Here is a 25,225-nt window from a genome sequence, read left to right as displayed (position 1 = left end):
AATCCTCGTGATATTAGAAGATTATATCATTTTACGGTATATTTTTCAATATATTTTTCGGTTATTTTTTTAGCAAAGAATCTATGTATTCGATAGTTTGATGAGCTGTGGTCTCCCAATTATATTTTTTTACCCAGTCAAGACCTTTCTCTATAATTTCTTTTCTTTTTGCCGTATTTTTATCGCAATCGACTAAAGAAGAAATGGCTTCTGCAATTTCCTCTGGTTTTTTTGAATTAAAAAACAGAGCAGAATCCCCTGCAACTTCCGGAAGCGCTCCGGCCCTTGCACAAGCAACAGGAACACCGCAGGCCATGGCTTCAATAACCGGTAAGCCTACTCCTTCTATCATCGAAGGAAAGACACAAAGGTCTGCCGATGAATAAAGCTGAGGAAGACTTTCATGAGGAAAATAACCTGTAAGCAAAATATCCGAAGAAAAGCCCGATTGTATTACCGCATTATGAACAGCTTCGGAATTATTTCCGTCAGAACCTGCAATAACAAGACGATGAGGAGAACCTGTTTGCTTTTTAAATAGGGCAAAGGCCTTTATCAATTCTACATGGCATTTTTGTTCATGTGTTATGCGGGAGGCATAAATTATATACGGTCTTTGAATTGCAAAGGGCTGTATTAAAACCCTATCTTCATCATTTGTGATGGGCTTAAAAAGAGAACAGTCAATACCGTTATATATTACTTTTATGTCGGATGCGTTTACCCCAAATTGCGATAAATCGTTTTGAATGTATTTTGTAGGACTTATAAGGCCTGAGGCATTTTTAAGCGTACGCCTTAAGCCCATCTTTGCAATAGTACCAAGGTCTGCAGATAAAAGACTTTGAATAACCAAAATAGAAGGTACGGTAAAAATCGGAGGTAAAAGTTCTACCCCTGCAGGGTAAATGACGGCATCATATCTTTGCTTTTTTATAAAAGAGTTTAAATTTTTAAAATGCCAAATTTTTTCCGAAAATTTTGTATCGGAAATATCTATACCTGTAAAAGAAACATAATCTATGTCGGATGTATATGTATACTTATCAAGTTCGGGACCAAAAAGCTCGAATTCGTAATCATTTTTAGGCAAATTTTTTACAATAGACAGTATATAAGAGCCTATGCCTGAGCGGCCGTGATCACATCCGAATGCATCTACTCCAATTTTCAAAACAAATTCCTCCGAGCGGGAATAATTATATCACAAATGATAATTTTATTCTACAAGTACCTATTATTGACCGGCGGCTTTTTTTAATAAAAGACCTTCTCCGGCCTTATTATGCTCAGTTATGGTTTTTGTAAATACATGCTTTCCGGTATCCGGATCGATCAGTCTGAAATAAAAATAATCCGTATTTGCGGGATTACAGGCAGCATTTAAGGCCGTAAATCCGGGGTTCGAAATAGGCCCCGGCGGAAGGCCTTCATGGATGTAGGTATTGTAAGGACTTTGAATTTCCAAGTCTTCATAAAAAAGCCGAGTAGGATGCTTTTTATTTTTGATTTCGGTGATTATGTATTCAACGGTTGCACATGATTGAAGTCCCATATTTATTTTAAGGCGGTTAGTAAAAACGCTTGAAATTATAGGAGCTTCTTCAGGAAGCTGATACTCTCTTTCAATAATGCTGGCCAAAATCACCTTTTTATAAATTTCGTTAAAATCTTTAGGAAAATTCGGAATGGATGAAGTTTTTTCAAAAAAAGTTTTTATAATCATTTTTACCATCATCTCAGGCGTATCTTCTTCTCCGAAAAAATAGGTATCCGGATATAAAAAGCCCTCGGCTGTTTTTGCCTTAATTTCGTTTTTTTCTAAAAAATCGGAATCGGAAGTTATTGCAATAAAGTCTTCAGCTTTTATAAGACCTACAGTTTCGAAAACTTGAGCCGTCTTTTTTAGAGTTAAGCCCTCAGGTATTGTAAGCTTTTTAAGGGCTTGAGAGCCTTGGGTCAGCTTATGTAAAATATCATGGGTGGTCATTTCGGGCCTTATTTGATATGTGCCGGCCTTTAAATTAAGTTTTTTAAGCCTAAGATAGGCATAGGCATAAAGCTCCGAGCGTATAAGATTTTTAGCTTTTAACTCACCAATAACCGTTTTTGCGGCAGTACCGCGCGGTATTTTAAATGTTACAAGCGGTTCTGAAAATTCTAAAGGGGGATTATTAAGCGACAAAACAAAAAATATTGTACCGGCAAGAAGGCCGGCTATACACAATATTATTATGACAATCTTTGATTTTTTTTTCATATAAAAAATTCCTTTTTTCTTATAAGGATGCTTGCTCAAAAAAAGCCTCTGCTTCTCCTATAGTCATCCTCCCATAAACGTACGATTCTGCAAAATCGGATAATGGTTCTAAAACTCTGGGAAGCGAGTCGGCATTTTTTCTGAGGTATAAAGCCAGTTGTTTTAATTCGTTATCTGAAAACAAATATGATACTGATTCGGTTTCACTCATATTAAAAAAGACCTGCCTTCTTGAGCAATAAAAATCTTGATATCGGGAGCACGAGAACAATCCCTGTACCAGTCGGCTGTTTGTTTGAGCGAAAATACTTTTTTATCATGATATGTAGGCTCATGATGAAAAAGAGCAATGCTTTTTATATTCCAACCGGCTGCAAAATCTATGGCTACGGAAAAAGTCGAGTGTCCCCACCCTTCCTTTAAAATTGAATCGGTAAGGGTGTATTGGGCATCAATTATCAGCATCTCGGCATCGGTATAAAATTCGGCATTTTGTTCGTTCCTTTCAAAATCACGAGGACGGAGCTCCGTATCTGTAGAATAAATTATTTTTTTTCCTTTTTCGATTACCGAATAGGCCGTACATCCTCCCGGATGACGCACTCTATGCCAGCCTATCTTAGTATCGCCTATCTCAACATATTTTTGATCAGGCTCAATATATTTAAACTCAAAAGAAGCACCGAATCCGTCTTCTCCTAACATCGAAATAGGAAAATACGGATACTTCATCTGATCTTCTAAAAATTCTTTTGCTTTTTTTCGGGTACTGTAAACAATTATCTTGTTTCGGGGGTCATAGGCGGGATTAAAAAAAGGAAGACCCTGAATATGATCCCAATGAAAATGTGAAAAAAACAAATGGTATGTCGTGTTTTTTCCATAGTCGGGTCTTTTCATCAAATCGATTCCTAACTCCCTTATTCCTGTTCCTGCATCAAAAATAAGGTGTCCACCGTCATCGGTTTCGACTTCAACACAGGCGGTATTGGATCCTATAGTACCAAAAAGCCATTTAGGAAGAGAGGCTAAAAACCTTTCCCTTGAGTCCTGACTTTCGATGTCTTTTAGAGTTATCCTTTGAACTACAGCAGCAATCTTACTTTGAACTTGTGCCGGCGTAAGCGGAGCCGGAAGCGACCCCCTAACGCCCCAAAATTTTACAAGCATAAATACTCCAAAAATTCTTCCTTAAGATTTTAATCTACTCTCCGTTTAATACAAGGTTCAGCTTTTCTCCTTGTAAGAATTTTTTCAATTTTTTCTGCAGAATAAAATTCGCCTTTTCCCATACCGGGACAATATCGGGCATTTATATCCCACATATCCTTTGAACTTAAAATCGAATTCCAAAAAGGAAAATCCGAGCATTGACGAGGTCTGGCAGTATAGGCCTTACATCCGTCATCCCAAAGTATACAGTCATAATTGGGTTTTTCTTTTAAGGATAGGTACTCAAAACCGTCATCCTTAGGAACCCAGCGGCAATACACTTTTATAAATTCATCTTTCGGCATAGTTGCCCATTCCAATAATCTCGAAAGATCATGTTCGGATAAAAACACAAATCCCGGATCAAATCGGCAGCAGGCCGAACACCTTGTACATGAAAAATTTAAACCGCTTTTCCAGAATTGCTTATCCATGTCAATAGTATAAAACAAAAAAGGGATTGTTTCAAGCTCTTTTTATCAAAAGACTTAAAACAATCCCAAAATGGGGAGTCAAGGATTCGGACCTTGGAAGGCATAGCCAACAGATTTACAGTCTGCCCCCTTTGACCGCTCGGGAAACTCCCCATAAAAAGCCAACTTAGGGATTCGAACCCTAGACCCCGAGATTACAAATCACGTGCTCTGGACCAGCTGAGCTAAGTTGGCATAGACAACAAGAGCAAGTTTACTCGATATACCGGATTTTGTCAAGAGGTTTTACTCAGAATTCAGATAATTTTTCCTTAATTTTTTATAAATCTTATTTCTCCATCAGAACCGACATATAAAAGATATTCCGTATCGGGTTTAAAATTATGTAAACTTACGGTTTTTGTCTTTGCATAAGAAAAAACTTTTAAAAGATAGGGAGAAAAAACTGCATATCCGTAAAGGCTTTTTATAAGTTCTTTTTCTTCTTTTGAAAAAAAATAGTAATCATAAATTGCAGGATACCCATCTCGGTTATAATAATCAAAAAGTTTTACGCCGGTACCGTACTTTGACTCATTCGAAAAAAGGCGGTAAGGAAATACTATTGAGCCTGATTCAAAGGTAAAAACTATACATTCAAGATTAAGCTCCCAGCCCTGCCAGGCTCTTTCGTAACTGTTTATAAGATTTCCGCTCGGTGTAAAAAAAGAAATAACGGCGCTCACCGTTTCCGTATTTTGTCCGAATGTTTTTATCATCGTTCCTGTACTATAAATACTTAAATTTGTTTTAGACAGTTTTTGTTTGATAGAACCTAATTTATAATTATAAAGCTCCACTGCCCCGAAGATTAAAAAAAATAAAAGAGAAACGGATAAAAAAATAATTAAAAACCTTTTTTTTCTCTTTAACAAGGCTATACCTTCCCAATAAGATTTAAAAAAGCCTCTTCGGTTATGATTGCAGTTCCCAATTCTTGGGCTTTTTTGTTTTTAGATGACCCCGAATCGGGTGTATTGGTTACAAGATAACTTAGGCCCTTTACAACGGAAGATTTTACAGTTCCCCCCTTTTCTTTTACCAAGGCTTCAGCCTGAGCCCTCTTCATCGTGTTAAGCTCCCCAGTAAAACAAAAACTTAAGCCCTTTAAAACTGCCCCCTCTTCCGATGTAAGCGGAGGTTTAATTTTTATATAACCCTTATCTATCAATCCGGTCATCTCATCTTTTAAGATCGAAAGGTTTGTTACTAAGGTATGGGATAGAACCTGCCCGAACTGATAAACATTTGCAAAGTCGGCTTCCGAGGCTCCAAGAAGCTCATTCAAATCATTAAAACCCGCTTCTTCAAGCTTTTCGACCATTGTTTCGCCGATTCCTTCAATATCAAAGCCGGCAATAAATTCGGTTAAGCTTATTTCTTTTTTGGAATGGAGGGCCTTATAGACCTTTTCGGCAGAGAGCTTTCCCATGCGGTCTATAGCTGCCAATTCTTCGACAGTGAGGGTATATAAATCGGTGATTGAATTAACCCGTCCCATCTCAAAAAGTCTTTTTATGAGGGTTATACCGAAATCCCTTATATCGAGAACGCTTATCCATTTTTCGATTCGGTGATGGATAAGTTTAGGGCAGCTCATGTTGGGGCAATAAAGCCTTGTACCCTCATTGGTAAGAGGACTGCCGCATACGGAACAGGTATCTGGATATTCTATTTCTTTAACATTAGGAGGATTTTCTGCAAGGGCTTCTATCTTAGGAATTATCTCCCCCCTCTTGGTTACCACTACCCTGCTTCCGATTTTTAAGTTTAGGGCCTTGATTATGTTCGGGTTTGCAAGGCTTGCTCTTTTTACCGTAGTACCGGCAAGGCGTACAGGCTCGATAAGGGCTATGGGGGTATAGGTAGCCCCCGACTCGCTCCATTCGATTTCTTTTAGGACGGTAACCGCTTCTTCCAAGCTGAACTTAAAAGCTATCTGCTTTTCTGGACGGGCTCTTTTCATGTCTTCAGGATCGATTGTATCATTTTTGATTACAAGGCCGTCTATGTCATAGTCCAAGGAAGGGCGGATATCCATAACATGAGCCCTATATTCTATTACTTCAGCAATACTTTTACAGTATTTTACTTCAACACAATTAAAGCCCGCTTTTTTAAGCCAGACGAGTTTTTCGGACTCGGTTTTAAAGGGGGCATCTCCCGTAAAAGGGCGGCCTATACTTCCTTGAACGGCATCATAGGCAAAAAGATTTAGGTGTTCGCACAATTCTCCGTTCTTTTTTTTCATAAGCCCGTTTGCAGCATTTCGGCAATTAGCCTTATCCTTAAAGTATTTTTGATGAATGGAACGAAGCATTATAACCTCGCACCTTATTCCGCCGGAAAAGGGTTTAGTCCCATAGGCAGGCCCCGCATTTACAGTAATATCTTTTATCAGCCCTTTCATTTTAAGTACATTCTCGGTTATATCGTCCCCGATTTTTCCGTCGCCTCTGGTAACGGCACGCACAAAATGCCCTTCTTCGTATTGAAGCTCAAGACTTGCCCCGTCCATTTTATATTGCACGATATATTCTTTAAAGGGCATCTTTAAGGCCCAAGCTTCAAAGGAAGGCGGATCGGCAGCCTTTTCCTGACTTCCCATAGGAATAATATGCTCCGACTTTGCAAAACCCTCGGTAGACTCCAGCGGAACCGTAAAAAAAAGTTTATTTTGAGGATCCAGTGCTTTTAATTCATCCCAAAGAGCATCGAATTCCGCATCCGAAATTTCAGGTTGGGCATTATAATAAAGGTCTTGATGTTTTTTTATGGTCTTTTCAAGGTCTAAAATTCTTTTTTCTTTTGCCATAATTCTGCTCCAAAATTTTTATAGCATTCTTATTTTACCAAAAAAGAAGAATTTGGGCAATTACCAAATATAGATTGCCAATTTTTCCTTTTTGTGATATATTGTGAAAAGATGATGGAATTAAAAAATCGGCTTGAACATATCGAAAAAACTCTCGATTGTTTTTTGCCTGAAAAAATAAATTCTTCGTGGATTTCTCAAAGTTTCGGCGAATTAGCTTACAGCTTGCCGGACAGCTTTTTTTTAAATATCATCAATCCTGTAAGGGATTTGGTAAAACGCGGAGGAAAAAGGTGGCGGCCCCTTCTATGTGTTCTTTCATGCGAACTTGCAGAAGGCGATCCCGAAAAGGCCTACCCCCTTACCCCCCTCATCGAATTTTGTCATACGGCAAGCCTCGTCCATGACGATATAGAGGATAAATCCGATACCCGCAGAGGGGCTCCTGCGGCTCACATAAAATACGGGCTTGATACGGCTTTAAATTCCGCCTCATGGCTTTATTTTGAAGCCCTTAATCCCCTGATAAATTATGAAGTTTCAGAATCCGTAAGGGCCGTAATATACTCGCTTTACTCGCAAAATTTAAGAAGGCTCCATTTAGGGCAGTCTATGGATATAGGCTGGCATTCAAATTCCGATATAATTCCGTCAGTTGATGAATACATAACTATGATAAGTCTAAAAACAGGCTCTCTTGCAAAGTTGGCAGGAGAATTAGGCTTTATAGCTGCCGGTAAACCTATCAATGAAGTTCTGGAATACGGAAAACTTATGACCGATATGGGTATAGGTTTTCAGATCTTGGACGATGTAAAAAATATTACTGAAGGCAACGCCGGTAAAAGGCGGGGCGATGACATAGTTGAAGGCAAAAAAAGCCTTCCTCTAATTTTTTATACGGAAGAAAATCCTGAAGGTGTCGAAAAAATAAAGCTTTTATTTAAACAGGCTGCAAAAGAAGGCATAGAATCTCCCGCAGTCGAAGCCTCGATTTCGGCTATTTGTTCTTCAAAGGCTGTAAAAAGGGCAGAAGATTACGGCAAAAAGATTGTAGAAGCTTCATTGATAAAGCTTCAAAATAATTACAAACAAAACGAAGCAAAAGAACTTATCTTCGATTTGTTTAACACGATATTGAGGTAGAAAATGCAAGAATCGGCTCAATTTTTTAACGATACGGGAGTGAGCATGTCTATGCAGGGCTTTCACAATGAAGCTATAGCCTGCTTAAAAAAAGGGCTTGCCCTTGAACCCGATAACAGCCTGATGTGGCTCAACCTAGGTTTGAGCTACTATGCCGCTAAAAGGCAAAATGACAGTAAGTTTGCCCTTTTTCAATCCTTAAAATATAATCCCTATGAGGCTGACGCTTGGGATTCATTAGGGCTTGTTTTATTTGAAACGGGAGACATCGACCAGGCAGAAAGAGCCTTTGAAAGCGCTATAAAACTGGAGCCCGAAAACGGAAGGGTTTGGAATAATTACGGAACGGTTTTATTTAATAAGGAAAACTATAGGGCTGCACGGAGAGCCTTTGAATCGGCCGTTACACTTGACCCTGAAATGGGAGATGCGGTTTTTAACTTGCGTGATACCTATCTTGAATTGGGAATGAATGATTTGGCTGAAAGATGCAATAAAATTTTAAAAGAGATGGATTATCAAGAATAAATAATGAATATTTTATATATTGCCGAAATTACAGGCAAGGCCGGTGTATGGCTAGTAAAAACACAACTTTCAAATTTAAAAGAAAAATATAAGGCCGATTTTGTTATTGCTAATGCAAATTCGGCTACGGGCTCAGGGGGGCTTGGAAAACAGCATGCAGTCTACTTAAAAAAACTCGGTATCGACTGTATCACTTCAGGAGATTTAATCTTTCAAAAAAAAGACTTGGTAGATGACCTTCCTAAAACACCCCATGTACTACGCCCCTTTAATTTGCCGTCGGAATCTCCCGGCAACGGATGGAAGATTTTTAATTTAAAACCGAACAAAAAAATAGCCGTCGTTTCAGTCATCGGCAGAATAGGACATCACAAAATAATGGCTGAAAACCCCTTTACTGAAACCGAAAAACTTGTTTCCCGATTAAAAGAAGAAGCGGATATCATCTTTGTGGATTTTTCCTCTTTTGCAACTGCCGAAAAACAAGCCCTAGGCTTTTTGCTTTCAGGCAAGGTTTCAGCCCTGATCGGATCGGGAACAAGGGTGCAGACAGCCGATGAGTGTATTTTAGAAAATAAAACCGCCTACATAACGGATGCAGGCAGAACAGGAAGCCTTAATTCTGTGGGCGGATATGCGATTGAAGATAAAATAAGAGAATACCGCACCTGCCTTCCCGATTTCGGAAAAGACGCTTGGGCACGCCCCGTCCTTCAAGGCCTTTTTATCAAAACCGATGATGAGGGGAACGCAATAGAAATAAAAAGAATTTTTGAGGAGTCGGAACTTTGCAAAGATACGGAATAGTTACATCAGTGTGGACTGATAAAAACAATGTAGAAAAGATAAACATAGATTTGGATAATTCAAAGACCGAAAATGCCTGCTCCATAAAACAAAAAGATTGCTATGCGGTAAAAAGCTGTGCAACTTGCGGAGGCTGCGGTTTTGCCGGCAAAAATAAGGAAAGAGGGCTTTTGGCAGTCAGCGGAAATAAGATTACGGCCTTAAACAATAGCGGAAGAAATTTAAAAAAAGGAGACTTCGTTATTGTAGAAATTAATGAAAACCAAACAAGGATTCAAACCCTTTCTTCGGTTATTATTCCCATACTCCTAGCCTTTGTTTTCAGTTTAAGCTCCTACCTCATTTTTTACACCGAAAAAGCGGCTGTAGGAGGCCTTTTTTTAGGGCTTTTAACGGGAACTGCCCTAGCCTTTTTATTAAAAAATAAAATGGGAGATAGGGCTCTGCCTCAAGTAATAAGCAGTCTATAGACAGACAGCCTATCGGCGTCCTAGCCCCTACGGCAGATTTTACGGATTGAATACTCCGGGTTGGGGAGCCCTGATTCTGACCAAGGCCGTAAAGGCATTAGAGTTCAAGCTCATAAATTGCTCTATTGAAGTTTCTTTTCCGCTTTCGTAAACATCAATATGAAAATTACCGAAAACGTCAAAATAAGGGAAAAAAGCGGCAATATGATGATATTGTCTAAGAGGCGGACTTCCTTTTTCAGGACTTACAGTACGGCTTACCGCTCCTAAATAAAAATGCCCCGGCTCGCTTATTGCAAGGTAATAAAGGAGAGCTTGCAAATACGAAGTCTGATAACCCGCTGTTTTTTCATATCCCTTAAACGAAGCAAAATCTTCTTTTACATTCTTTTGCTTTATGGGAGGCACAAGAGCAAAGGGTTCAACCGTAACATCAAGGCCCGAGCCTATGGGCTTTACGGTACGCTTTACGTTTAAACTTAACGCTGCAGCCGCAAGATTACGTATCCACTCAAGACCGAAATAGAGTTCTCTTTCTTTGTAAGGCTTGGTAAAATAAGTATCAGGTACATCGGTTTCGGTTTTAAGGCTTTTAATAAAGATACCCTGCCCTGCGATGGGCCGAATCATTCCGTCCACTATCCATTTGGCAAAACCTGAACAGTTTACACCGCCCTTTACGTCTTTAAGCCTTTGGTCGGGCCGAATAGCTTTAACAATATCATCTTCAGTCTGAGGTCTTCCGTCTGTTAAATGAATGGGTTCACCGAATTCGTCAAAGGCTCCGTCTTGAATATAAACCAAGGTCTTTAATCTGTCCCGAATTGTATCTGATGCCGCTTCAACACCGTTATAAAAAATAGGCGGATTGAAGATGTCCCAAGGGAGCATATCCTTTGTAATGTCCCTTAGTTTTAAAAGCGGTAAATAATATAAATTCTCAAAAGGAATACCTACGGAAATATCTTTTCTGACATAAGTATTAAAAAGACAAATACTTATAAGAGATTTATCTTTTGATGATGAAGGCCTTATGCTTAAATAAAGTTCAGGATTTTCACGCGGATAAATTTTAATACATTCGGGCGCTCCGGTTTCATAATTCCGGTATAAAATCCATGTCCCTTGCGGAACCTTTTCGAGGTTTGAAAACTCGGTATCGATGGGGCTTATAACTACGGCAAGAAGCTTTTTCTCTTTTAGATATACCGATCTTATTTTAAAAAGGTTTCCGGCCGAATCCGCGTCAATGTGTAAATGCCGGGAGGCAATTTCTTCAGGAGCCGCTAAAAGCCATGATTTTGCAATATCCCTTCTAACCAAAGCGGAATCCGGCATTCTATCTAAAGGAACCAGAGGAATCAGCCCATCATCAACCTTTAAAAATTCGCTGTCATAAGACTCCTTAATATCATCATCAGAATAAACGGAAAAAAAAGAAAGAGAAAAAAACAAAATAAAAATATATTTTTTAAAGTTTATATTAAAACTGCCCATGTTCATAGTATCGGCTAAATTGAGGAGAAACTTAATGATCAGGATAATTTCTAAATATCACAACAATATCAGTAATAAAGTCATCAGGACTTATACGCATAAGGTCTTCCAAACTATAAGTGTCGGCATCGACAAAAATACGGTGTAAAAAATAAGGTATAGCCGTATCTCCTACATATTTTTTATCAAATCTCTCAATGTTCCAATTCTTATCCCGTAGGAACAAGCCATCGTCAGTATCTCTAAATAAACCGTCCGTATTGGCACATACTGAAGAATCCTCCCAAAAAGTTTTATACCATATACGCATCTTATCCTCTAAAGAAGCAAATGGTAGCTTTATATTTTGCTTTAAACGCAGGCACCCTTCTATATAAAAATCCTCAAAGCCTGTATCAGTTTCTTTAAAAAGTTTGTTATAGTCTTCTGCCAATTTCTTTACTTTTTTTATAAGTAAATCTTCTTTTTCGACTATAGCCACCCCAAGTTTTTTAACATGTTCAACCTTTTCAGTAGTCCATTCAAATGAATGGTTAAGATTAAGACAGCGATCAAATAATAGACAATCCTTTAAGTATTCATAAATGGCATCATCTATCATATTCTAAAAAGACCTCCGCCTCCGTATAAAAATCTTTTGGAGTTATTTTTAGTACATCTTCAATAGCAAAACAGCTTACAGTATCTAAAAATATGGATAGGGGTTTACAGATTTGAAAATCATCAATATCATCAATACAGCCATATTCTTTTTTATCGGAATCCATATATTCACGGTTCGGCATTTTGGTACTACCTGTACAATCAGGTATACCTGTTGCAAAAATTTGATAAAGCTCCCATTTTAAAAAAGAATCAAGAGCTTCTTGCATTTTAATCTCACGCTTTGTTAAAGCCGGATTCTCATTATCGGGAGCATATAAAATTGAACCTTTAATGCTGTAATTAGAATACTCCGTTTTTCCTTCAGAGATAAATCTATCGTGTATTTCTTTTAATTTTGCAACTTGATCATAAAGAGAATCCATCAATGAGCATAAGTGATTATTAAGGTCAAGAATCTTTTGCTTATTTTCTTCGGTCCATATAAAAGCATTATTTAACTTTTCTTTCCTTTTTTGCAAAGAATAAAATTTAGACGGTTTTTCAGGAATATTCCAATCCATCATAAAAAACTCCTTTAAAATAACTGCCTTATAGTGTAACATAATTATGCTCATTATTCAAGTTCTTTACACTATTGATAATTATTAAAATATGTTATAATCTTCACTGTTCTTTTTACTTGGAGGTATTTATGGCAACAGGAAAAGTACATGATGAACACATCGCAAATATCTTGGGAAAGGAATTTTCTTTAAAAAGACCGGAAGAATTAAGGCTGATTCAGGATGCGGTCTATGTTTTGATGGATGCAACAGTAAAGGATAAAAACGGAAAAAGGCTCAATGAGGCTTTGCAGCGTTTTAGGGATTGGAATATAGCCGACATAAATCCAGATGAAATTGTTGCTCCCGAAAGCTCTGCAAGTACCCACCAATACTATGCCCACAGGGGCTGGGATTATAATTACGAGGTTGAAGGGCTTGCCGAACAGCTAAATACTCAAGAATGGCAAATCTGGGATCTCAAACAAAAAGAGGAATTTAAAACTCATCTTTATAAGAGTCAAGTCCGGTTTAAGCTGGGTAAGGAAATTTTAATTAAAAGCATAAGAGAAATATTCCCATATTTTAATATTCAAAAAACGGAGGCTCTTGCCCGTATATTTTATTATACCCATATTTACGGAGACCTCCGCTGGAATTCCCGCCTCGATTATTTGATAGATGTCCCAGAATTTCGTGACGGCCTTATCGGCGGTTTAAGAGATTTTGCAAGTCCTAAGGATAAAGAAAAAATAAATAAGCTCATAAGTAAAATTATGAAGGAATTGCCTGACGGGCTAAAATTCACAATCCCTGCTGACGGCGACAATGCCCCAATCGAAGACTGGAAACATTGCCTGCCGCTGGATCGAGCTATGGAAGCGGTGTTTGAGTATTTTAGTCTGTGTCAAGTTTTTACAAATTAACCGCAACGGACGCAAAGACGCTTGCCGCTTTTAGGCGGCAAGCTACGCAAAGGTGGGATTAGTCTTTATTATCAAGAATATTTTTTACAATTTGATTTATAAAATTTATAAATTCTTCAAAATTAAGATCTGAAGATACCTTGTCAAGTATTGATTTTTTTTCATTGTAGTTACAAACATCCGTTATTGCATAAATTAACATTTCTTTTAATGTATTTTTTATATCAATTATTTCATCATCATTGCTGTTTGTTGCCTTAGAAAAAAGAGTATAAAAATTTAAAATACTATCTACAGATTTGTTTACATCCTTGCCGTCATCACAAAATATACAAACAGAATTATTAGTTATTTTTAAAGATATAGAATCATTTATTATTGTTTTACTATAGTCAACTAGTTTATCAAAATCCATTTTTTCAGTAGTAATATCAAAATATTTTTCTCTCATCGTTCTATCAATGCCATAGACTCTATGAAATATAAATTTTGAAATATTTCCATCTAAAAAATCATAAATATCACTAAATTCTTTTGCTATATTATTATCAATTCGAGAAAAAAGCTCAAGAATACGTATCGAATTGTTTACCGTATAGCTATCAGCATTCGAGTTACAAAATACACAATGGCAGTCACGATCTTTTTGAGTATTTACCAGCTGCTCTATACACTCTTTTGTAAGTTTTTTTAATTTTTTAATATCTTTTTTCCCATTAGTAACTGTATTTTCAATAAAAAGATCAAAAATTTCGTCTCTTTTTTCTTTTGAAATTTGACTATCATCAGTATATATTTTTTCTTTTAGCATAGCGACTAACTCATTTTTTTTATCTATAAAATCCTGATCTTGATTATTGCGAACAAGCCTATATATTTTTAATGCTAAATTTAAAGAATAAACAGTTTTTTGATTTTTACATACAATACATTCTTTTTTTGTAGTGAAATTTCTACTAGTCTTCAAGAGTTCAGGTACAATAGTACTCATAAACTCTCTTTTCTTATCTTTTTCAGGAATAATTGCTAAAAAATTTTTATATGCTTTGTTTCTTAGTTCTGTATCTTGTGTTACATCTATTATAAAATCTTGAATACAATTTCTAATCATCGGTTTATAGTTTTGGTGTTTTATATTCTGATAAGCTTCACATATATAATCAATACATCTCTCTTTTAATCCCTTAAATTGATGATTATCCGATAGAAGTTTCTTTACTGTATCGTAAGGAAAAAATTTTAAATTATCTACTTCATTAAATACTTTATATTTAAATTCATCCGATGAATGATGTGCTGATAATAATTCAAAAATATTAGATGACTCACAAAAATTTTCAGTAAGAGAATACAGTTCATTCTTATTTTTTATTACAAAAATATAATATTCAACTAAAGATTTTAGTACTTTGTCAATTTCAGTCTTTATATCAGGATATTGTAATATACATTCTATTATATCTTTAACATCACGAATAATATTATCAAAAGGAGCAAACCATCTATTTTTAGTAAATAAATCTAATATATCTTTTACTTTTTTTATGGAGTAATATATAGATTCCTTTTTTTGTTTTTCAAAATTATCTAGTTTTTTATTATTTAAATCAAAAAAATAATTAGCTTTTGTCGCATCAATTAACTTAATAATTTTTTTACAGGTTTGTATAGAGTCTATAGAAGAATTATTTTTTATAATACTCATTATTACAGTTATTTTGTTATCTGATATAATATTATTTGTATTGGTATTAAAATATTTTATTATAATTTCATCAATACTTGTTAAATGAGGATATTTTTTATTTTCCAATATTATAGCTAAATGTCTCATTATTTGATCTTTTTCAGAAACTTGATTAAAATTTATATTTAGTTCATTTATAAAATGTAATGCGATATTTTTCTCATCTTCAATTATTTTAAGTTTTTTCCAAAAATCCAACTTATCAAACTCATTTTTTAAACCTATTTTTTGTTGTTCAGTTTTAAAGTCTTCATCATCAACGTCATCGATTTCAATATCTCTGGTATATCTTATTATATCTCTATAATCATTATCTTCTAAAGTATAATCTTCTATCATAGGTTGTGCAATAATAATTTCGATATTTGAATTATTAGATATTTGCATATTATTTTGTTCTGGAACCATCTCATATTGATTTTCTAAATTACTCATAATTATTCAATCCTCTCCAAATTAGTTTTTGTATTAGCTTCAAGACATTTCTTTTTATAAATATCATATTTTGTAACAAATAAAATAGGATTATTTCTAATATCGTAGTCTATAATCTCTTTAAAATCAGCACTTAAATCAGGTCTATTTGTGATCCATTTAGATTTTTTATGCGCTACTTCCATAGCTTTTTTTCTTAAATTAAAGTAAGACAATAATTGATGAAATAAAATAAGTACAAAAGAAATCATTTGAAAAACTTGATATAAGTTACTTATCTGGACTTTATTTTCTCCTGTAGTAAGTATTTTTTGAAGAAAAGGTTCAAGTAATTTAATAATATCATTTTTAATACTCTCAATAAAAAATAATCCGCCTATAATGGTTATAGCAGTAATACCAAGCAATACAATAGGTGAACAGATAAGGCATAAAGTAGTACCGACAAATGTAAATAATTTAACAAATAGACCTATAATTTTAGTAAATAATCTATTTGCAGTTTTTGTGCCGCCAAAAACGCGCGTTTTTAACTGAGAAAGTAACAAAATAATACCACCGCCGCCTATAATAGCTATTAACCATCTTGCTGTTGAATTACCAACAAATAATTCATTATATATATTATCAGGAAATAAATAAAAAACAATAATTTTAATTAAAAATAAGAGTACACCAAAACTAAGTACTAAGATTGGTGATTGTCCTATAGAAATTTCAAAACTTTTTATTTTTGGAACTACCTTATATAGAAAATCGAAAAAAATGACTATTGCTACGATTACATATTCAACAATCCCAATTCCCGATATAGGAAACAGAACGATAGTATAAAAAGAAGTATAAATCAAGCTATCAGCTATCAATCTAATATATGAAATATAAGCAGGTTCTTTAAATCCTTTATGATTTGTATACTCTTCATTTATAACCTTTTTTATCTCATAAAAATTATAAGCTTGAAAAATACCGAATATTATAAAAACCATATTTTGAGGAAAAAGTAAAATTGAAAATTTTATATTTCCACCTGAAGATCTATATGCGCTTGATAGATATAGAAACCAAACTCCTATAGCAAGAGACCAACAAACCTTATATAACTGTTTTTCATTTTTTTCAAAAATATAAAAATCCATAAAAACTCCTCAATATAATTCAGGTATCGTTTCATCAAAACGATATTTTTTCCAAAAATTTCCACCTAAAGCCTTTGTTAACTTCCCACTATTACGTAAATTTGAAAGGTGATCATAAAAATTCTTAAGATATTCTGCCTGTAAAGGATATCGGCCATTTTCACCTAAGTAGTTTTGAAAATCAATATCTCGCAATTTTTCAATATGATCTTGCAAACTTTTCCATTCAGCTTCATTTGAATTACGAGTTTCATATAAACTTCTTATTTGTATGCAGGCAATTATTGCTCCTTCTTTAGATAATACACTACCATTAGGCTCGGTAATATTTTTAAAATACAAATCACATAATTTTGCAGTTTTAATATTATATAATTCATGCTTGCTTATACAATAATACGGTATTATTTCAGAAAAAGCATATATATCCGATTTACTTAAATTTATACTCTCAAGATATGAAGTCATATCAATTAAATGTTCAAAAAAATATTCGGGATTATCATATTCTTCAGGTTTTAAAATGTCTCTTTCAAAATAATCACCAATCTTAGGAATATATCCCGCTATATCTGTAACTACATTTGCAGCTTCATCAAACAGAGTTCTATTTTTATACTTATAGTATTTTGAAAATAATAACAAATATTTACGAGCTTCAAGAGGTATATTATCACTTAATTTTGTATCTATCTTACTTATAGCTAAACCTAAGTACCTATTTTTGATATCGGACAAAATAGATGTAACCTCACTTTTATTAATAATTTTTCCATCCAGTTGCTTATTTACACCACCTTCAAACTCTACAAGATCATTAGCATACTTAAATAATGAGTATGCAGGCATTAAAATAAAAGTAAGCAATATGCTCCATTTTATTATCATTATTATCATTTTTTTTAATTTCTTCTCTCTCATTTTCCCATTCCTCCCCTCTTATACCAGGTCATACCCCTGTTTAGCGAATAAAAAAGGCCGTTTTCGGTTGTTGCCAAAAGCTCTTTTCCGCCGTCTGCAATGTCGTAAAAGACTCCGGTTTGATAGCCTTGAAAACGCAGATACCAAGTTTGTCCCTGATTAGGCGAGTATTCAATGTGTTTACCGTTTTTAGGGCTTATTCTTATAAGCTCTTTTTCAAGATTAAGCATCATCGGCATCTAAAAACTCCTTTTGCGGTAATTTTAACCGCAGATAAACATCTATTTGCAGAACAAGAAGTCCTGTTGAGCAAATAAAAAAAGCTTTTTTGTAAAATTTCAGGCAATGCCTGTAAAATACAAAAAAGCTTATTATGTAATATTATGTTTATATTATTTAATATTGATATATAGATAAAATTATATCGATAAAAATTTATCGGGGGGGGGGGGGGGAGTAAATTCACACATTACTTTATTAAGATCATTTTTAATAAAATTCATAAAAAACACCTCCTCCAAACCTGATACTCGTCAAAGTATATACGTTTTTTGTAGTTTTGTCAAGGAAGAATTTTTCGATTCATATAGCTTATACTTTCTAAATCACTTTCAGTTATAATACCGGTTAATTCTTTAACAAGAGGAGAAATTTCCGGCATTTTGACGGTTTTACTTATTAAATCTTTAAAAATCTCCCTTATCAGCTTCAGATTGTACAAAATGATAATTTTATCGGCGGTGCCGCCTGTGGAGATATTGTTTTTTTCGCACCATTCGGAAAATTCTTTTATAGCTCTTTCTTGAGCCGGCCCTTCCTCTATGCAAAGGAGACTGTGAGCTTTTTTTTGTACTTCAAGTAGGGCTTTTTCGCCCTTGCGTTTTATAATTGTAGTATCGCAGGTAGTTTCAATCATCTTAACAATAATTTTTACAAAGTCCCCGCCTTCCGAAAAAGTTTTTTTATAGAGGGGTAGCCAATTTTGAAAGTGTTCTGCAAAACCTGAAAGGGCTAAGCCCCTCACTCCCCCGCTCCCCAAATTATTAAAGGCTTGTAAAGAAGACGGGGAGCAGGCTTTAAGCTCAAAATCTTTTTTTAGGGGAAGAGAAAAGTCTGCAATTTCTTTGCTTAAATCGGTAAAGGCTTTTTTTTCTTTTATTATACGGAATGTGCAGGCATTTAAGATAAGAAGCAAAAATAAGGCACCCTTATAGGTGTTTACCCCGCCCGTTAAATCAAAAAGTTTTTTTTCTTGTTTTTTTCCGTATTCACGCAAAGCCTCAAAGGATTCGCAATCTTTTCCGCTTAAATTTTTAATTGCACTCCCTATAAGGGGAATACATTTTAGCATGAGTAAAAAATCCATATCCTTGTGGGAACCTTGAGAATTAGCCGTAACACAGCCGAAGCCCAATGGACGGCAAAGCTCTGCAAGGAGGGAGCTTTCGGTTAAATTACCCAAAAGTTCAAAAATATCCCCATCGTAAGACCAATCTTCATGAACTTTTTTTAAGATAAAATTCATTATTTCTTTTTGGGAATGGGCACGGCTCCTCGCACAAATAACGGCATCTTTTTCGCATAAAAAACATTTCCGCCTCTTATTCTCATGGGGAAAATCATTGCGCGAAAAAAGTTTTTTCGCAGTTAAAACATCGATATCGGCAAGGCGGCCTAGGGCTTCATCATCTTCAATTTTTATGCTTAAAGCCTTCACTTCCAAGGGCGGAGCATCTACAATCAAAAAAAAGATTAAGCCTTCTTCATCGGTGTAGGAATGAAAAATTTTTAGCGGAGCCATCTTTTTTTTACATTCCAAAAAAATGCGGTATACAATCCAATTCGATTCGATTGAGCCCTTCTTTCCTCCCGGCATATTGGCCCTGATTACTACAAGTGTTTTAAAAGGAAAACGGTTTAAAAGTTCTTTTTCAAAAAAGTCGGTTTTCTCTCTTTTTTCCAATAAGGATAAGCTCATCTTTTCTCCGGTATCAATTAGTCTTTTTGTTTTAAAGACCTTAAAAAATTATAAGTTATTTCGGGTAAAAAGGAACGTACTTCTTCAAGACTATTATTTTGAAATGCCTTTCGAACCTGCGTTGCGGAAATGATTTGCTGATTTTGAGTTTTTTTACGCTCAATTATTTTTACCTCACATTGAGGAGGAAGCTCATTCAATAGAGTTTGATTATATATTTCGGTACTCGGATCTAAGGGTTCTTCTCCCAAAAAGCGGATTTTAATATTAAAAAGAGGTACAAAGTATTTTAAAAATATCCTTGCATCAAGCTGAGTTTGATTTTTGCTTATTAAACTTTTTTCTTTTAAAAAATAGGACGGAAATGTCGCCCCGCTTATTAAAAATTGAGATGAGGGAAGCACTACTACATTTTTTAGGTCTTCCGTATTTTTTTTGATAAGCATAAAACGGTCATTAAAAGAAAAAAAACTTTTGTCTGTCTCAACGGCAAAAACAAAAAGGCGGCTCTTACTTCCGCAATAGTCTAAGGCTTTTTCTATTAAATATCTGTGGCCGAGGGTAAAGGGATTTGCATTCATAACTATAGCTGCATTTCCCTCATCGCTTATACTGCCAAGTATACCGTCAGGGCAATAAGGAAAAAGCTCATTCTTTAAAACCTTCTCTACGGTTTTTTCTCCCCTGTATAATAAGGAAGAATCATCCGATGAGGCTAAGTTTATAAATCCTGCCCCCGTAAAAAAGGAAACGCTTGATCTTTTTGTAAATATAAAAAAGAACTTATAACCTTCTCCGTAAGCATCTTTTAAGAGGGCCGATAAAATCTCGTCGGTAAGACCAAGACCCTTAAATTCATCTTTTACGGCAAAGCATTTTAAGATATTTTTTTCCCGCCCTCCGCAAGCGGCCAAATTGTCGGCTTCATCAAAAATGCCGTAAACACTTTCAAGGGAGTCCGCAATAAGGCCGTTTTCTTTTAAAAGAGCTGTAAATTTTTCTTTTTGACTTTTAAGCTCTAGGTTAATTTTTTGTAAATTAGTCATCTACCTTAGTTTAGGCTTTTTAAGTATTCTTCGCGTCCCAGTTTATAAAGGTTGTTCCCCTTAGAATCGATTATGCAGGTTACGGGAAAATCTTCAACATAGAGCTTACGGACAGCTTCAGCTCCCAAATCTTCATAGCAGATAACTTCGGCCGATTTAATTCGGCTTTTAATCAAGGCAGCGGCTCCTCCGATGGCGGCAAAATAACAAGCTCCATGTTCTATTATTTTTGCAACTACCTCATCGTTTCTTTTTCCTTTTCCGACCATAGCCATAAGCCCCTCATCTAAAAGCTGAGGTGTATAGGCATCCATTCGGTAACTGGTTGTAGGCCCTGCAGAACCTATGGGCTCTCCGGGCTTTGCAGGACTCGGTCCTACATAGTACATGACAGCCCCCTTTACATCTATGGGGAGTTTTTCTCCCTTTTCTAAAAGTTCGCATAGGCGTTTGTGAGCTGCATCTCTTCCCGTATAAATATAGCCGTTCAATAAAACAATATCTCCGGCCTTAACATCTTTTAAATCTTCCCTTGTAAAGGGTGTTGTAAGTTTTTTCATCTCAGACATTTTTCCTTCCTCCCTTATAAAGTAACTTCCTTATGGCGTGTTGCATGACAGTTTATATTTACACAAATAGGAAGACCTGCAATATGTGTGGGATAGGTTTCGATTAAAACCCTTAAAGCCGTAGTCTTGCCTCCGTAACCTTGGGGGCCTATACCTAAGGCGTTTACCTTCTCAAGCATTTCTTTTTCGAGGTTGGCATAGAAAGGATCGGGATTATAACTATCCATCGGTCTCATCAAGGCTTTTTTTGCTATCAAGGTTACCTTATCTACGGTACCGCCTATTCCGACACCTACAACTATGGGAGGACAGGGGTTGGGACCTGCAAGTTCTACAGTTTCCAATATGAATTTTTTTACCCCCTCAAGGCCGTCGGAGGGTTTAAGCATTCCAAGGCGGGACATGTTCTCTGAGCCGAAGCCCTTTCCTGCAAACATAATATGAAGTTTATCGCCGGGTACGATATTATAGTGAATTACGGCAGGAGTATTATCCTTTGTGTTTACCCTGTTGTAAACCGGATCGGCAACAACGGATTTTCTTAAATAACCTTCCGTGTAACCCTGTCTTACGCCCTCATTTATAGCATCTTCAATATAGCCGCCTTCAATGTGAACATCCTGTCCAATCGTAACAAAAACTACGGCCATTCCCGTATCTTGGCACATGGGCGAATTCGTATTTTTTGCAATATCGGCGTTTTCTATAATCTGATCGAGAGTATCACGGGCTAAGCTCCATTTTTCAGCTTCCCGCGACATCTTTAAACTTGTCAATACATCTTGCGGAAGATAATAAGCGGCTTCAATAGCCATCCTCTTAACTTCTTCCGTAATTTTTTTTGCTTCTACAATGTGCATACTCAAAAATACCCCCAAAAGTGATTCTTGGGGGTAATTATAGAACATTAAAAGATTACTGTCAATTGATGAAGAGAATCACAGCTTAATAGTTTCTACCATGTAGCGGATGGAGTTTCCAAGTTTATCATATTGATGTTTTTCGATTACAAAGATGAGGCTTGTATTTGTGTTATCGATAATTACTTTTTTTATTGCATAGTCCCGTACACCTGATCTGGTTTTTCCTTTTTGACCGGCTGCTTTTTTTATCTTATTGCCGTTAGGTTTGATGATTTCGACTTCAATGTAAAAGGAAGCTTCTAAATTGGATTTTTTATCCTTGTACAGCATTACCTTATACTCGTCATTGGTTTCAAAGTCCTTAAAAATCAAGGTAGTTTCGTTTATTGTAGAATCCGTAGCGGCATAAATAGCTCTTCCCTCATTTTTATCGCTTATTTTCCATCTTAAGAGAGAAGGATTTGCCCTATCCAAAAGGCTTAAAAATATATTTTTACTGTCTTTATCGGCCGTTTCAGATGTAGGACTTGTTATAAAGCGTCCTGAAGGTAAAAACTTATTTTCTGCTACATCTACCCCATAAATTTCTGCATAGGCACGGTAGGTTTGATCGGTTAATCCGTATTGCCCGAAAGCGAATTTACTTCCGTCAGCCGAAAAACCTAAATTAACAAAGGTCGCAATATCGCCTGCAAACAGAAAAAAAGAACAAAAAATAAAACAAAAAGAAATCATAGCTTTACGCATAATACACCTCTCATCTGCTTAAAATATCGGTTTAAAAAAAAATAACTAAAGCCTTTTTAAAATTGAGATAAAGTCAAACTTTTACACTTGCAATAAATCAGGCTTTTAAGATTTTGATAAAGCCGGTTCTTCTTTTGTAAAACTATACATAGTTTTAAGGGCTGCAAGGGGGCCTATTACCGAAATAAGGGCAAAGGTCAAAAGAAAGCAAACAAATGTCCAAAGAAAAGAAGGGTTTAAAAAAGGCATCTTCATTCCTGTAACAATTGCCTGATTAAATAAAAACATAATCAAACATGAAAGAACCGTTCCTATAATTGCTCCCGACATACTTATCATAAGAGATTCTAAAACCGCAAGTTCAAATAATTTCTTTTTGGTACTTCCTATTATCCTCAACATTCCGAATTCTTCTTTACGCTCATTAAAAATCGAAGAAAAAGAAACAGCCAACACGATAAATGAAAGAATCCATAGGATTGCAATAAGGATATAAACATAGATATTTAAGCTTGAAATACTTGAAGATATATTTGTCATCATCCTCTTCGATATTAAAGGATAAATTTCTTCTCCCTTAAATTCTTCTCTTATCTTTTTAGCTACCTCACCTGCATCGTATCTCGGATTAATCTTTACCATAACACTTGAAATCAAATTTTCATTTTTTGCAACAGGATGCTGCATAATTCTTTCGTACTCTTTTGCAAGCTTCCTTGCATTTTCTATTGTCATAAAAATAGAATTATCAAACCCCATTCCAGTTTTAGTTAAACGGCCTGCAATCACAAAAGGTTGGTTAAAAAATTTTACTTGAGAATTATAATCACCTGATATATTACTTCCGGCTACAATTTGATTATCCAAAAGAGGTAGTTTTATCTGTTTTTTAAGCCAAGGTTTTACATTAAAATCTGAATCAAAATCGATACCTATAATCTGTAAAGGAAAAGAACAGCAGCCTGCAGAGAGGGTCGCAATAAAAAGCTGGGGAGATGCAAGTTCAACCCCTTCAATTTTTTTCACACGTTCTACGACTTCCGTATCAAAATAAAAACTATTAGGTTCCCCTCTCAATAAGGCGCTTTCAATCTTTGAGTCATAACCTTGGGGCACGACAATAATATCAGCACCCAGACGATTTGAAAGCGACAACATTCCGCCCCTTAAACTTTTTACCAAAAAACTGCCTGCAAAAAGACTAAAGGCTAAAACAGCCGTCAGAATAATTAGGCTTGCAGTTCTAAAAGGTTTTCTTTTGATATTTAATTTTGCAAGCTCAAACACGGTCAGTTTTTTTGTTTGTAAATTTTCCATAGTTTTTTAGAGGTTTCCTTAATTTTCTTTTGCATTTTGCATTGCACCCTGCAATGCATTTTCAACCGCATCTTTAAACAGTTTATAAGAAATTGAAGCTCCGGCAATTACATCGACATCATCAATATTTTGAGTTTCAATTAATTTTTGACCGTACTCCGCAGCTTTTAAAACAGAGGCTTGAGCAATTTTATAAAGGCCCATATTTTTTATAACTCCGTCAACCTTTCCGTATTCAGGCCCTTTTAGATTGCCGTTTTTTTCGTAAGACAAAAACGTACACTCAACAATCTTACCTTCTTCAATTTTTATTTCAACCTCGGCTGTTCCGCCCCAATCATCTTTAATATTGGCAAAAGACTTATAGACGCCGTCTTTGTATTTTATACTCTTCTTTGTTTCCGTTTTTGAACAAGAAAAAATACAGATAAAACACAGTGCAGTCAAAATAATTTTATAATTTTTCATACATTCTCTCCTCTTGAGGGTCTTACCCTGCTCATTTTTTCAATTCTTGCTATTTTACCGTGCTCAAGGACAACCATCCGTTCAGCCTGATCTGCAACCTCAGGATCGTGGGTTACAACTATGATGGTGCTTCCCGCATTATGGAGTTTTTCAAAAATTTCCATTACAAGTTTTTCATTCTTTTCGTCAAGGTTTCCCGTAGGTTCATCGGCAAGCAGGAGCTTGGGATGATTTATCAGAGCACGGGCAATACAGACACGCTGCTGTTCTCCTCCCGATAATTGATTGGGCAGATGCTTGGCTCTTTCTTTTAAACCCACACTTTCAAGGGCTTCAAGAGCTTCCTTTTCATCCGGGAGGCTGTGATAGTACTGGGCCATCATAACATTTTCAAGGGCTGTAAGATAGTTTACAAGGTGAAATTGTTGAAAAACCAAGCCTATCATATCCCGCCTGACTATCGTCAATTCTTTAGAAGAAAGCTTTGAAATGTCCTGACCCGCCAAATCAATTTTTCCTAAAGAAGGCTTATCCATACAGCCGATTATGTTCATCAATGTGGTTTTACCTGAACCCGAAGGCCCCATTATAGAAAGCCACTCTCCCTCTTCAACCGTTAAATTTATTTTATCGAGGGCTTTAAGATCTCCATATATTTTAGAAATTTCGGTTAAGGTTAAAATATTCATAAATTCAAATTCTCCTTAAAATTA

Annotated in this window: 27 protein-coding genes and 2 tRNA genes; 5 read left to right on the top strand and 24 right to left on the bottom strand. The window is 35.6% G+C overall.

Annotated elements, in window-relative coordinates; genetic code table 11:
* Positions 1 to 61 precede the first annotated feature (61 nt).
* The 9 genes from TDE_RS07400 to ligA all read right to left on the bottom strand — a co-directional run bounded on the left by TDE_RS07400 (position 62) and on the right by ligA (position 6,760).
* Positions 62 to 1,174, bottom strand: coding sequence for a glycosyltransferase family 4 protein (locus TDE_RS07400; RefSeq protein WP_010956987.1), 1,113 nt, complete (start codon positions 1,172 to 1,174; stop codon positions 62 to 64).
* 63 nt (positions 1,175 to 1,237) lie between these two features.
* Positions 1,238 to 2,260: an endolytic transglycosylase MltG gene (mltG, locus tag TDE_RS07395; protein ID WP_002671179.1), complete on the bottom strand. Its 1,023-nt coding sequence runs from the start codon at positions 2,258 to 2,260 to the stop codon at positions 1,238 to 1,240.
* Positions 2,261 to 2,279: 19 nt separating this feature from the next.
* Complete coding sequence (locus tag TDE_RS07390) at positions 2,280 to 2,471, bottom strand: hypothetical protein (RefSeq protein WP_002669067.1); 192 nt, start codon at positions 2,469 to 2,471, stop codon at positions 2,280 to 2,282.
* Positions 2,468 to 3,430, bottom strand: a complete 963-nt coding sequence (locus TDE_RS07385) for an MBL fold metallo-hydrolase (RefSeq protein ID WP_002669065.1) — start codon at positions 3,428 to 3,430, stop codon at positions 2,468 to 2,470. The genes TDE_RS07390 and TDE_RS07385 overlap by 4 nt, the downstream gene beginning before the upstream one ends.
* 29 nt (positions 3,431 to 3,459) lie before the next feature.
* Positions 3,460 to 3,906 carry a YkgJ family cysteine cluster protein gene (locus tag TDE_RS07380; protein ID WP_002671181.1) on the bottom strand — a complete coding sequence of 149 codons (447 nt, stop codon included), beginning with the start codon at positions 3,904 to 3,906 and terminating at the stop codon, positions 3,460 to 3,462.
* A gap of 71 nt (positions 3,907 to 3,977) precedes the next feature.
* Positions 3,978 to 4,059 (bottom strand) — tRNA-Tyr (locus tag TDE_RS07375).
* Between the two features lie 6 nt (positions 4,060 to 4,065).
* Positions 4,066 to 4,140: transfer RNA gene (locus TDE_RS07370), tRNA-Thr, on the bottom strand.
* A gap of 77 nt (positions 4,141 to 4,217) precedes the next feature.
* The gene (locus TDE_RS07365; protein ID WP_002679197.1) at positions 4,218 to 4,820 is read right to left on the bottom strand and encodes a hypothetical protein; all 603 of its coding nucleotides are present in this window, start codon (positions 4,818 to 4,820) and stop codon (positions 4,218 to 4,220) included.
* A gap of 2 nt (positions 4,821 to 4,822) precedes the next feature.
* Entirely contained in the window at positions 4,823 to 6,760 is a 1,938-nt protein-coding gene (gene ligA / locus TDE_RS07360; RefSeq protein WP_002679195.1) for an NAD-dependent DNA ligase LigA, read from the bottom strand.
* Between the two features lie 111 nt (positions 6,761 to 6,871).
* Between ligA and TDE_RS07355 the strand changes: the two genes are divergently transcribed.
* Genes TDE_RS07355 through TDE_RS07340 form a run of 4 tightly spaced genes read left to right on the top strand, consistent with a single transcriptional unit; the run spans position 6,872 to position 9,711 of the window.
* Positions 6,872 to 7,906 carry a polyprenyl synthetase family protein gene (locus TDE_RS07355; RefSeq protein WP_164920597.1) on the top strand — a complete coding sequence of 345 codons (1,035 nt, stop codon included), beginning with the start codon at positions 6,872 to 6,874 and terminating at the stop codon, positions 7,904 to 7,906.
* 3 nt (positions 7,907 to 7,909) lie between these two features.
* Entirely contained in the window at positions 7,910 to 8,434 is a 525-nt protein-coding gene (locus TDE_RS07350) for a tetratricopeptide repeat protein (protein WP_002671188.1), read from the top strand.
* Positions 8,435 to 8,437: 3 nt separating this feature from the next.
* The gene (locus TDE_RS07345) at positions 8,438 to 9,241 is read left to right on the top strand and encodes a TIGR00282 family metallophosphoesterase (protein WP_002679190.1); all 804 of its coding nucleotides are present in this window, start codon (positions 8,438 to 8,440) and stop codon (positions 9,239 to 9,241) included.
* A complete protein-coding gene (locus tag TDE_RS07340; RefSeq protein WP_002679188.1) occupies positions 9,223 to 9,711 on the top strand; it encodes a SoxR reducing system RseC family protein in 489 nt (162 codons plus the stop codon). The genes TDE_RS07345 and TDE_RS07340 overlap by 19 nt, the downstream gene beginning before the upstream one ends.
* Before the next feature lie 39 nt (positions 9,712 to 9,750).
* On the opposite strand, the gene TDE_RS07335 is transcribed toward TDE_RS07340, so the two are convergent.
* The 3 genes from TDE_RS07335 to TDE_RS07325 are packed head-to-tail and all read right to left on the bottom strand — an operon-like array spanning position 9,751 to position 12,377.
* Positions 9,751 to 11,214: a hypothetical protein gene (locus tag TDE_RS07335; protein ID WP_002679186.1), complete on the bottom strand. Its 1,464-nt coding sequence runs from the start codon at positions 11,212 to 11,214 to the stop codon at positions 9,751 to 9,753.
* Between the two features lie 25 nt (positions 11,215 to 11,239).
* Complete coding sequence (locus TDE_RS07330; RefSeq protein WP_002679184.1) at positions 11,240 to 11,809, bottom strand: hypothetical protein; 570 nt, start codon at positions 11,807 to 11,809, stop codon at positions 11,240 to 11,242.
* Positions 11,799 to 12,377, bottom strand: coding sequence for a hypothetical protein (locus TDE_RS07325; RefSeq protein ID WP_002679181.1), 579 nt, complete (start codon positions 12,375 to 12,377; stop codon positions 11,799 to 11,801). Before TDE_RS07325 ends, TDE_RS07330 begins: the two co-directional genes overlap by 11 nt.
* A 128-nt stretch (positions 12,378 to 12,505) precedes the next feature.
* Between TDE_RS07325 and TDE_RS07320 the strand changes: the two genes are divergently transcribed.
* Positions 12,506 to 13,282: a hypothetical protein gene (locus tag TDE_RS07320; protein ID WP_002679176.1), complete on the top strand. Its 777-nt coding sequence runs from the start codon at positions 12,506 to 12,508 to the stop codon at positions 13,280 to 13,282.
* 58 nt (positions 13,283 to 13,340) lie between these two features.
* Here the strand turns inward: TDE_RS07320 and TDE_RS07315 are convergent, their stop codons facing one another.
* The 12 genes from TDE_RS07315 to TDE_RS07260 form a co-directional block, all read right to left on the bottom strand.
* The gene (locus TDE_RS07315; RefSeq protein ID WP_002679175.1) at positions 13,341 to 15,464 is read right to left on the bottom strand and encodes a hypothetical protein; all 2,124 of its coding nucleotides are present in this window, start codon (positions 15,462 to 15,464) and stop codon (positions 13,341 to 13,343) included.
* Positions 15,465 to 15,466: 2 nt separating this feature from the next.
* Entirely contained in the window at positions 15,467 to 16,603 is a 1,137-nt protein-coding gene (locus tag TDE_RS07310; protein ID WP_002679174.1) for a hypothetical protein, read from the bottom strand.
* Between the two features lie 9 nt (positions 16,604 to 16,612).
* Positions 16,613 to 17,524 (bottom strand): hypothetical protein, encoded by a 912-nt coding sequence (locus tag TDE_RS07305; RefSeq protein WP_002679173.1) that lies wholly within the window; start codon positions 17,522 to 17,524, stop codon positions 16,613 to 16,615.
* Positions 17,521 to 17,763, bottom strand: a complete 243-nt coding sequence (locus TDE_RS07300; RefSeq protein WP_002679172.1) for a hypothetical protein — start codon at positions 17,761 to 17,763, stop codon at positions 17,521 to 17,523. The genes TDE_RS07305 and TDE_RS07300 overlap by 4 nt, the downstream gene beginning before the upstream one ends.
* 323 nt (positions 17,764 to 18,086) lie before the next feature.
* A complete protein-coding gene (gene citX / locus TDE_RS07295) occupies positions 18,087 to 19,502 on the bottom strand; it encodes a citrate lyase holo-[acyl-carrier protein] synthase (RefSeq protein WP_002679170.1) in 1,416 nt (471 codons plus the stop codon).
* Positions 19,503 to 19,519: 17 nt separating this feature from the next.
* Positions 19,520 to 20,548 (bottom strand): citrate lyase ligase, encoded by a 1,029-nt coding sequence (locus tag TDE_RS07290; protein ID WP_002679169.1) that lies wholly within the window; start codon positions 20,546 to 20,548, stop codon positions 19,520 to 19,522.
* A 5-nt stretch (positions 20,549 to 20,553) separates the two neighbouring features.
* Complete coding sequence (locus TDE_RS07285; protein WP_002669045.1) at positions 20,554 to 21,117, bottom strand: Fe-S-containing hydro-lyase; 564 nt, start codon at positions 21,115 to 21,117, stop codon at positions 20,554 to 20,556.
* Positions 21,118 to 21,131: 14 nt separating this feature from the next.
* Positions 21,132 to 21,977, bottom strand: coding sequence for a fumarate hydratase (locus TDE_RS07280; protein ID WP_002671202.1), 846 nt, complete (start codon positions 21,975 to 21,977; stop codon positions 21,132 to 21,134).
* Between the two features lie 78 nt (positions 21,978 to 22,055).
* Positions 22,056 to 22,727, bottom strand: coding sequence for a DUF2259 domain-containing protein (locus tag TDE_RS07275; protein ID WP_002679167.1), 672 nt, complete (start codon positions 22,725 to 22,727; stop codon positions 22,056 to 22,058).
* 105 nt (positions 22,728 to 22,832) lie between these two features.
* Positions 22,833 to 24,044: an ABC transporter permease gene (locus tag TDE_RS07270; RefSeq protein ID WP_002679166.1), complete on the bottom strand. Its 1,212-nt coding sequence runs from the start codon at positions 24,042 to 24,044 to the stop codon at positions 22,833 to 22,835.
* A gap of 18 nt (positions 24,045 to 24,062) precedes the next feature.
* Entirely contained in the window at positions 24,063 to 24,512 is a 450-nt protein-coding gene (locus tag TDE_RS07265) for an FMN-binding protein (RefSeq protein WP_002679165.1), read from the bottom strand.
* Entirely contained in the window at positions 24,509 to 25,201 is a 693-nt protein-coding gene (locus TDE_RS07260; protein ID WP_002669030.1) for an ABC transporter ATP-binding protein, read from the bottom strand. The genes TDE_RS07265 and TDE_RS07260 overlap by 4 nt, the downstream gene beginning before the upstream one ends.
* Between the last annotated feature and the right edge of the window lie 24 nt (positions 25,202 to 25,225).

The sequence above is a fragment of the Treponema denticola ATCC 35405 genome, assembly GCF_000008185.1.
Classification (GTDB): Bacteria; Spirochaetota; Spirochaetia; order Treponematales; family Treponemataceae; genus Treponema_B; species Treponema_B denticola.
This window is presented reverse-complemented; position numbering and strand designations above follow the sequence as displayed.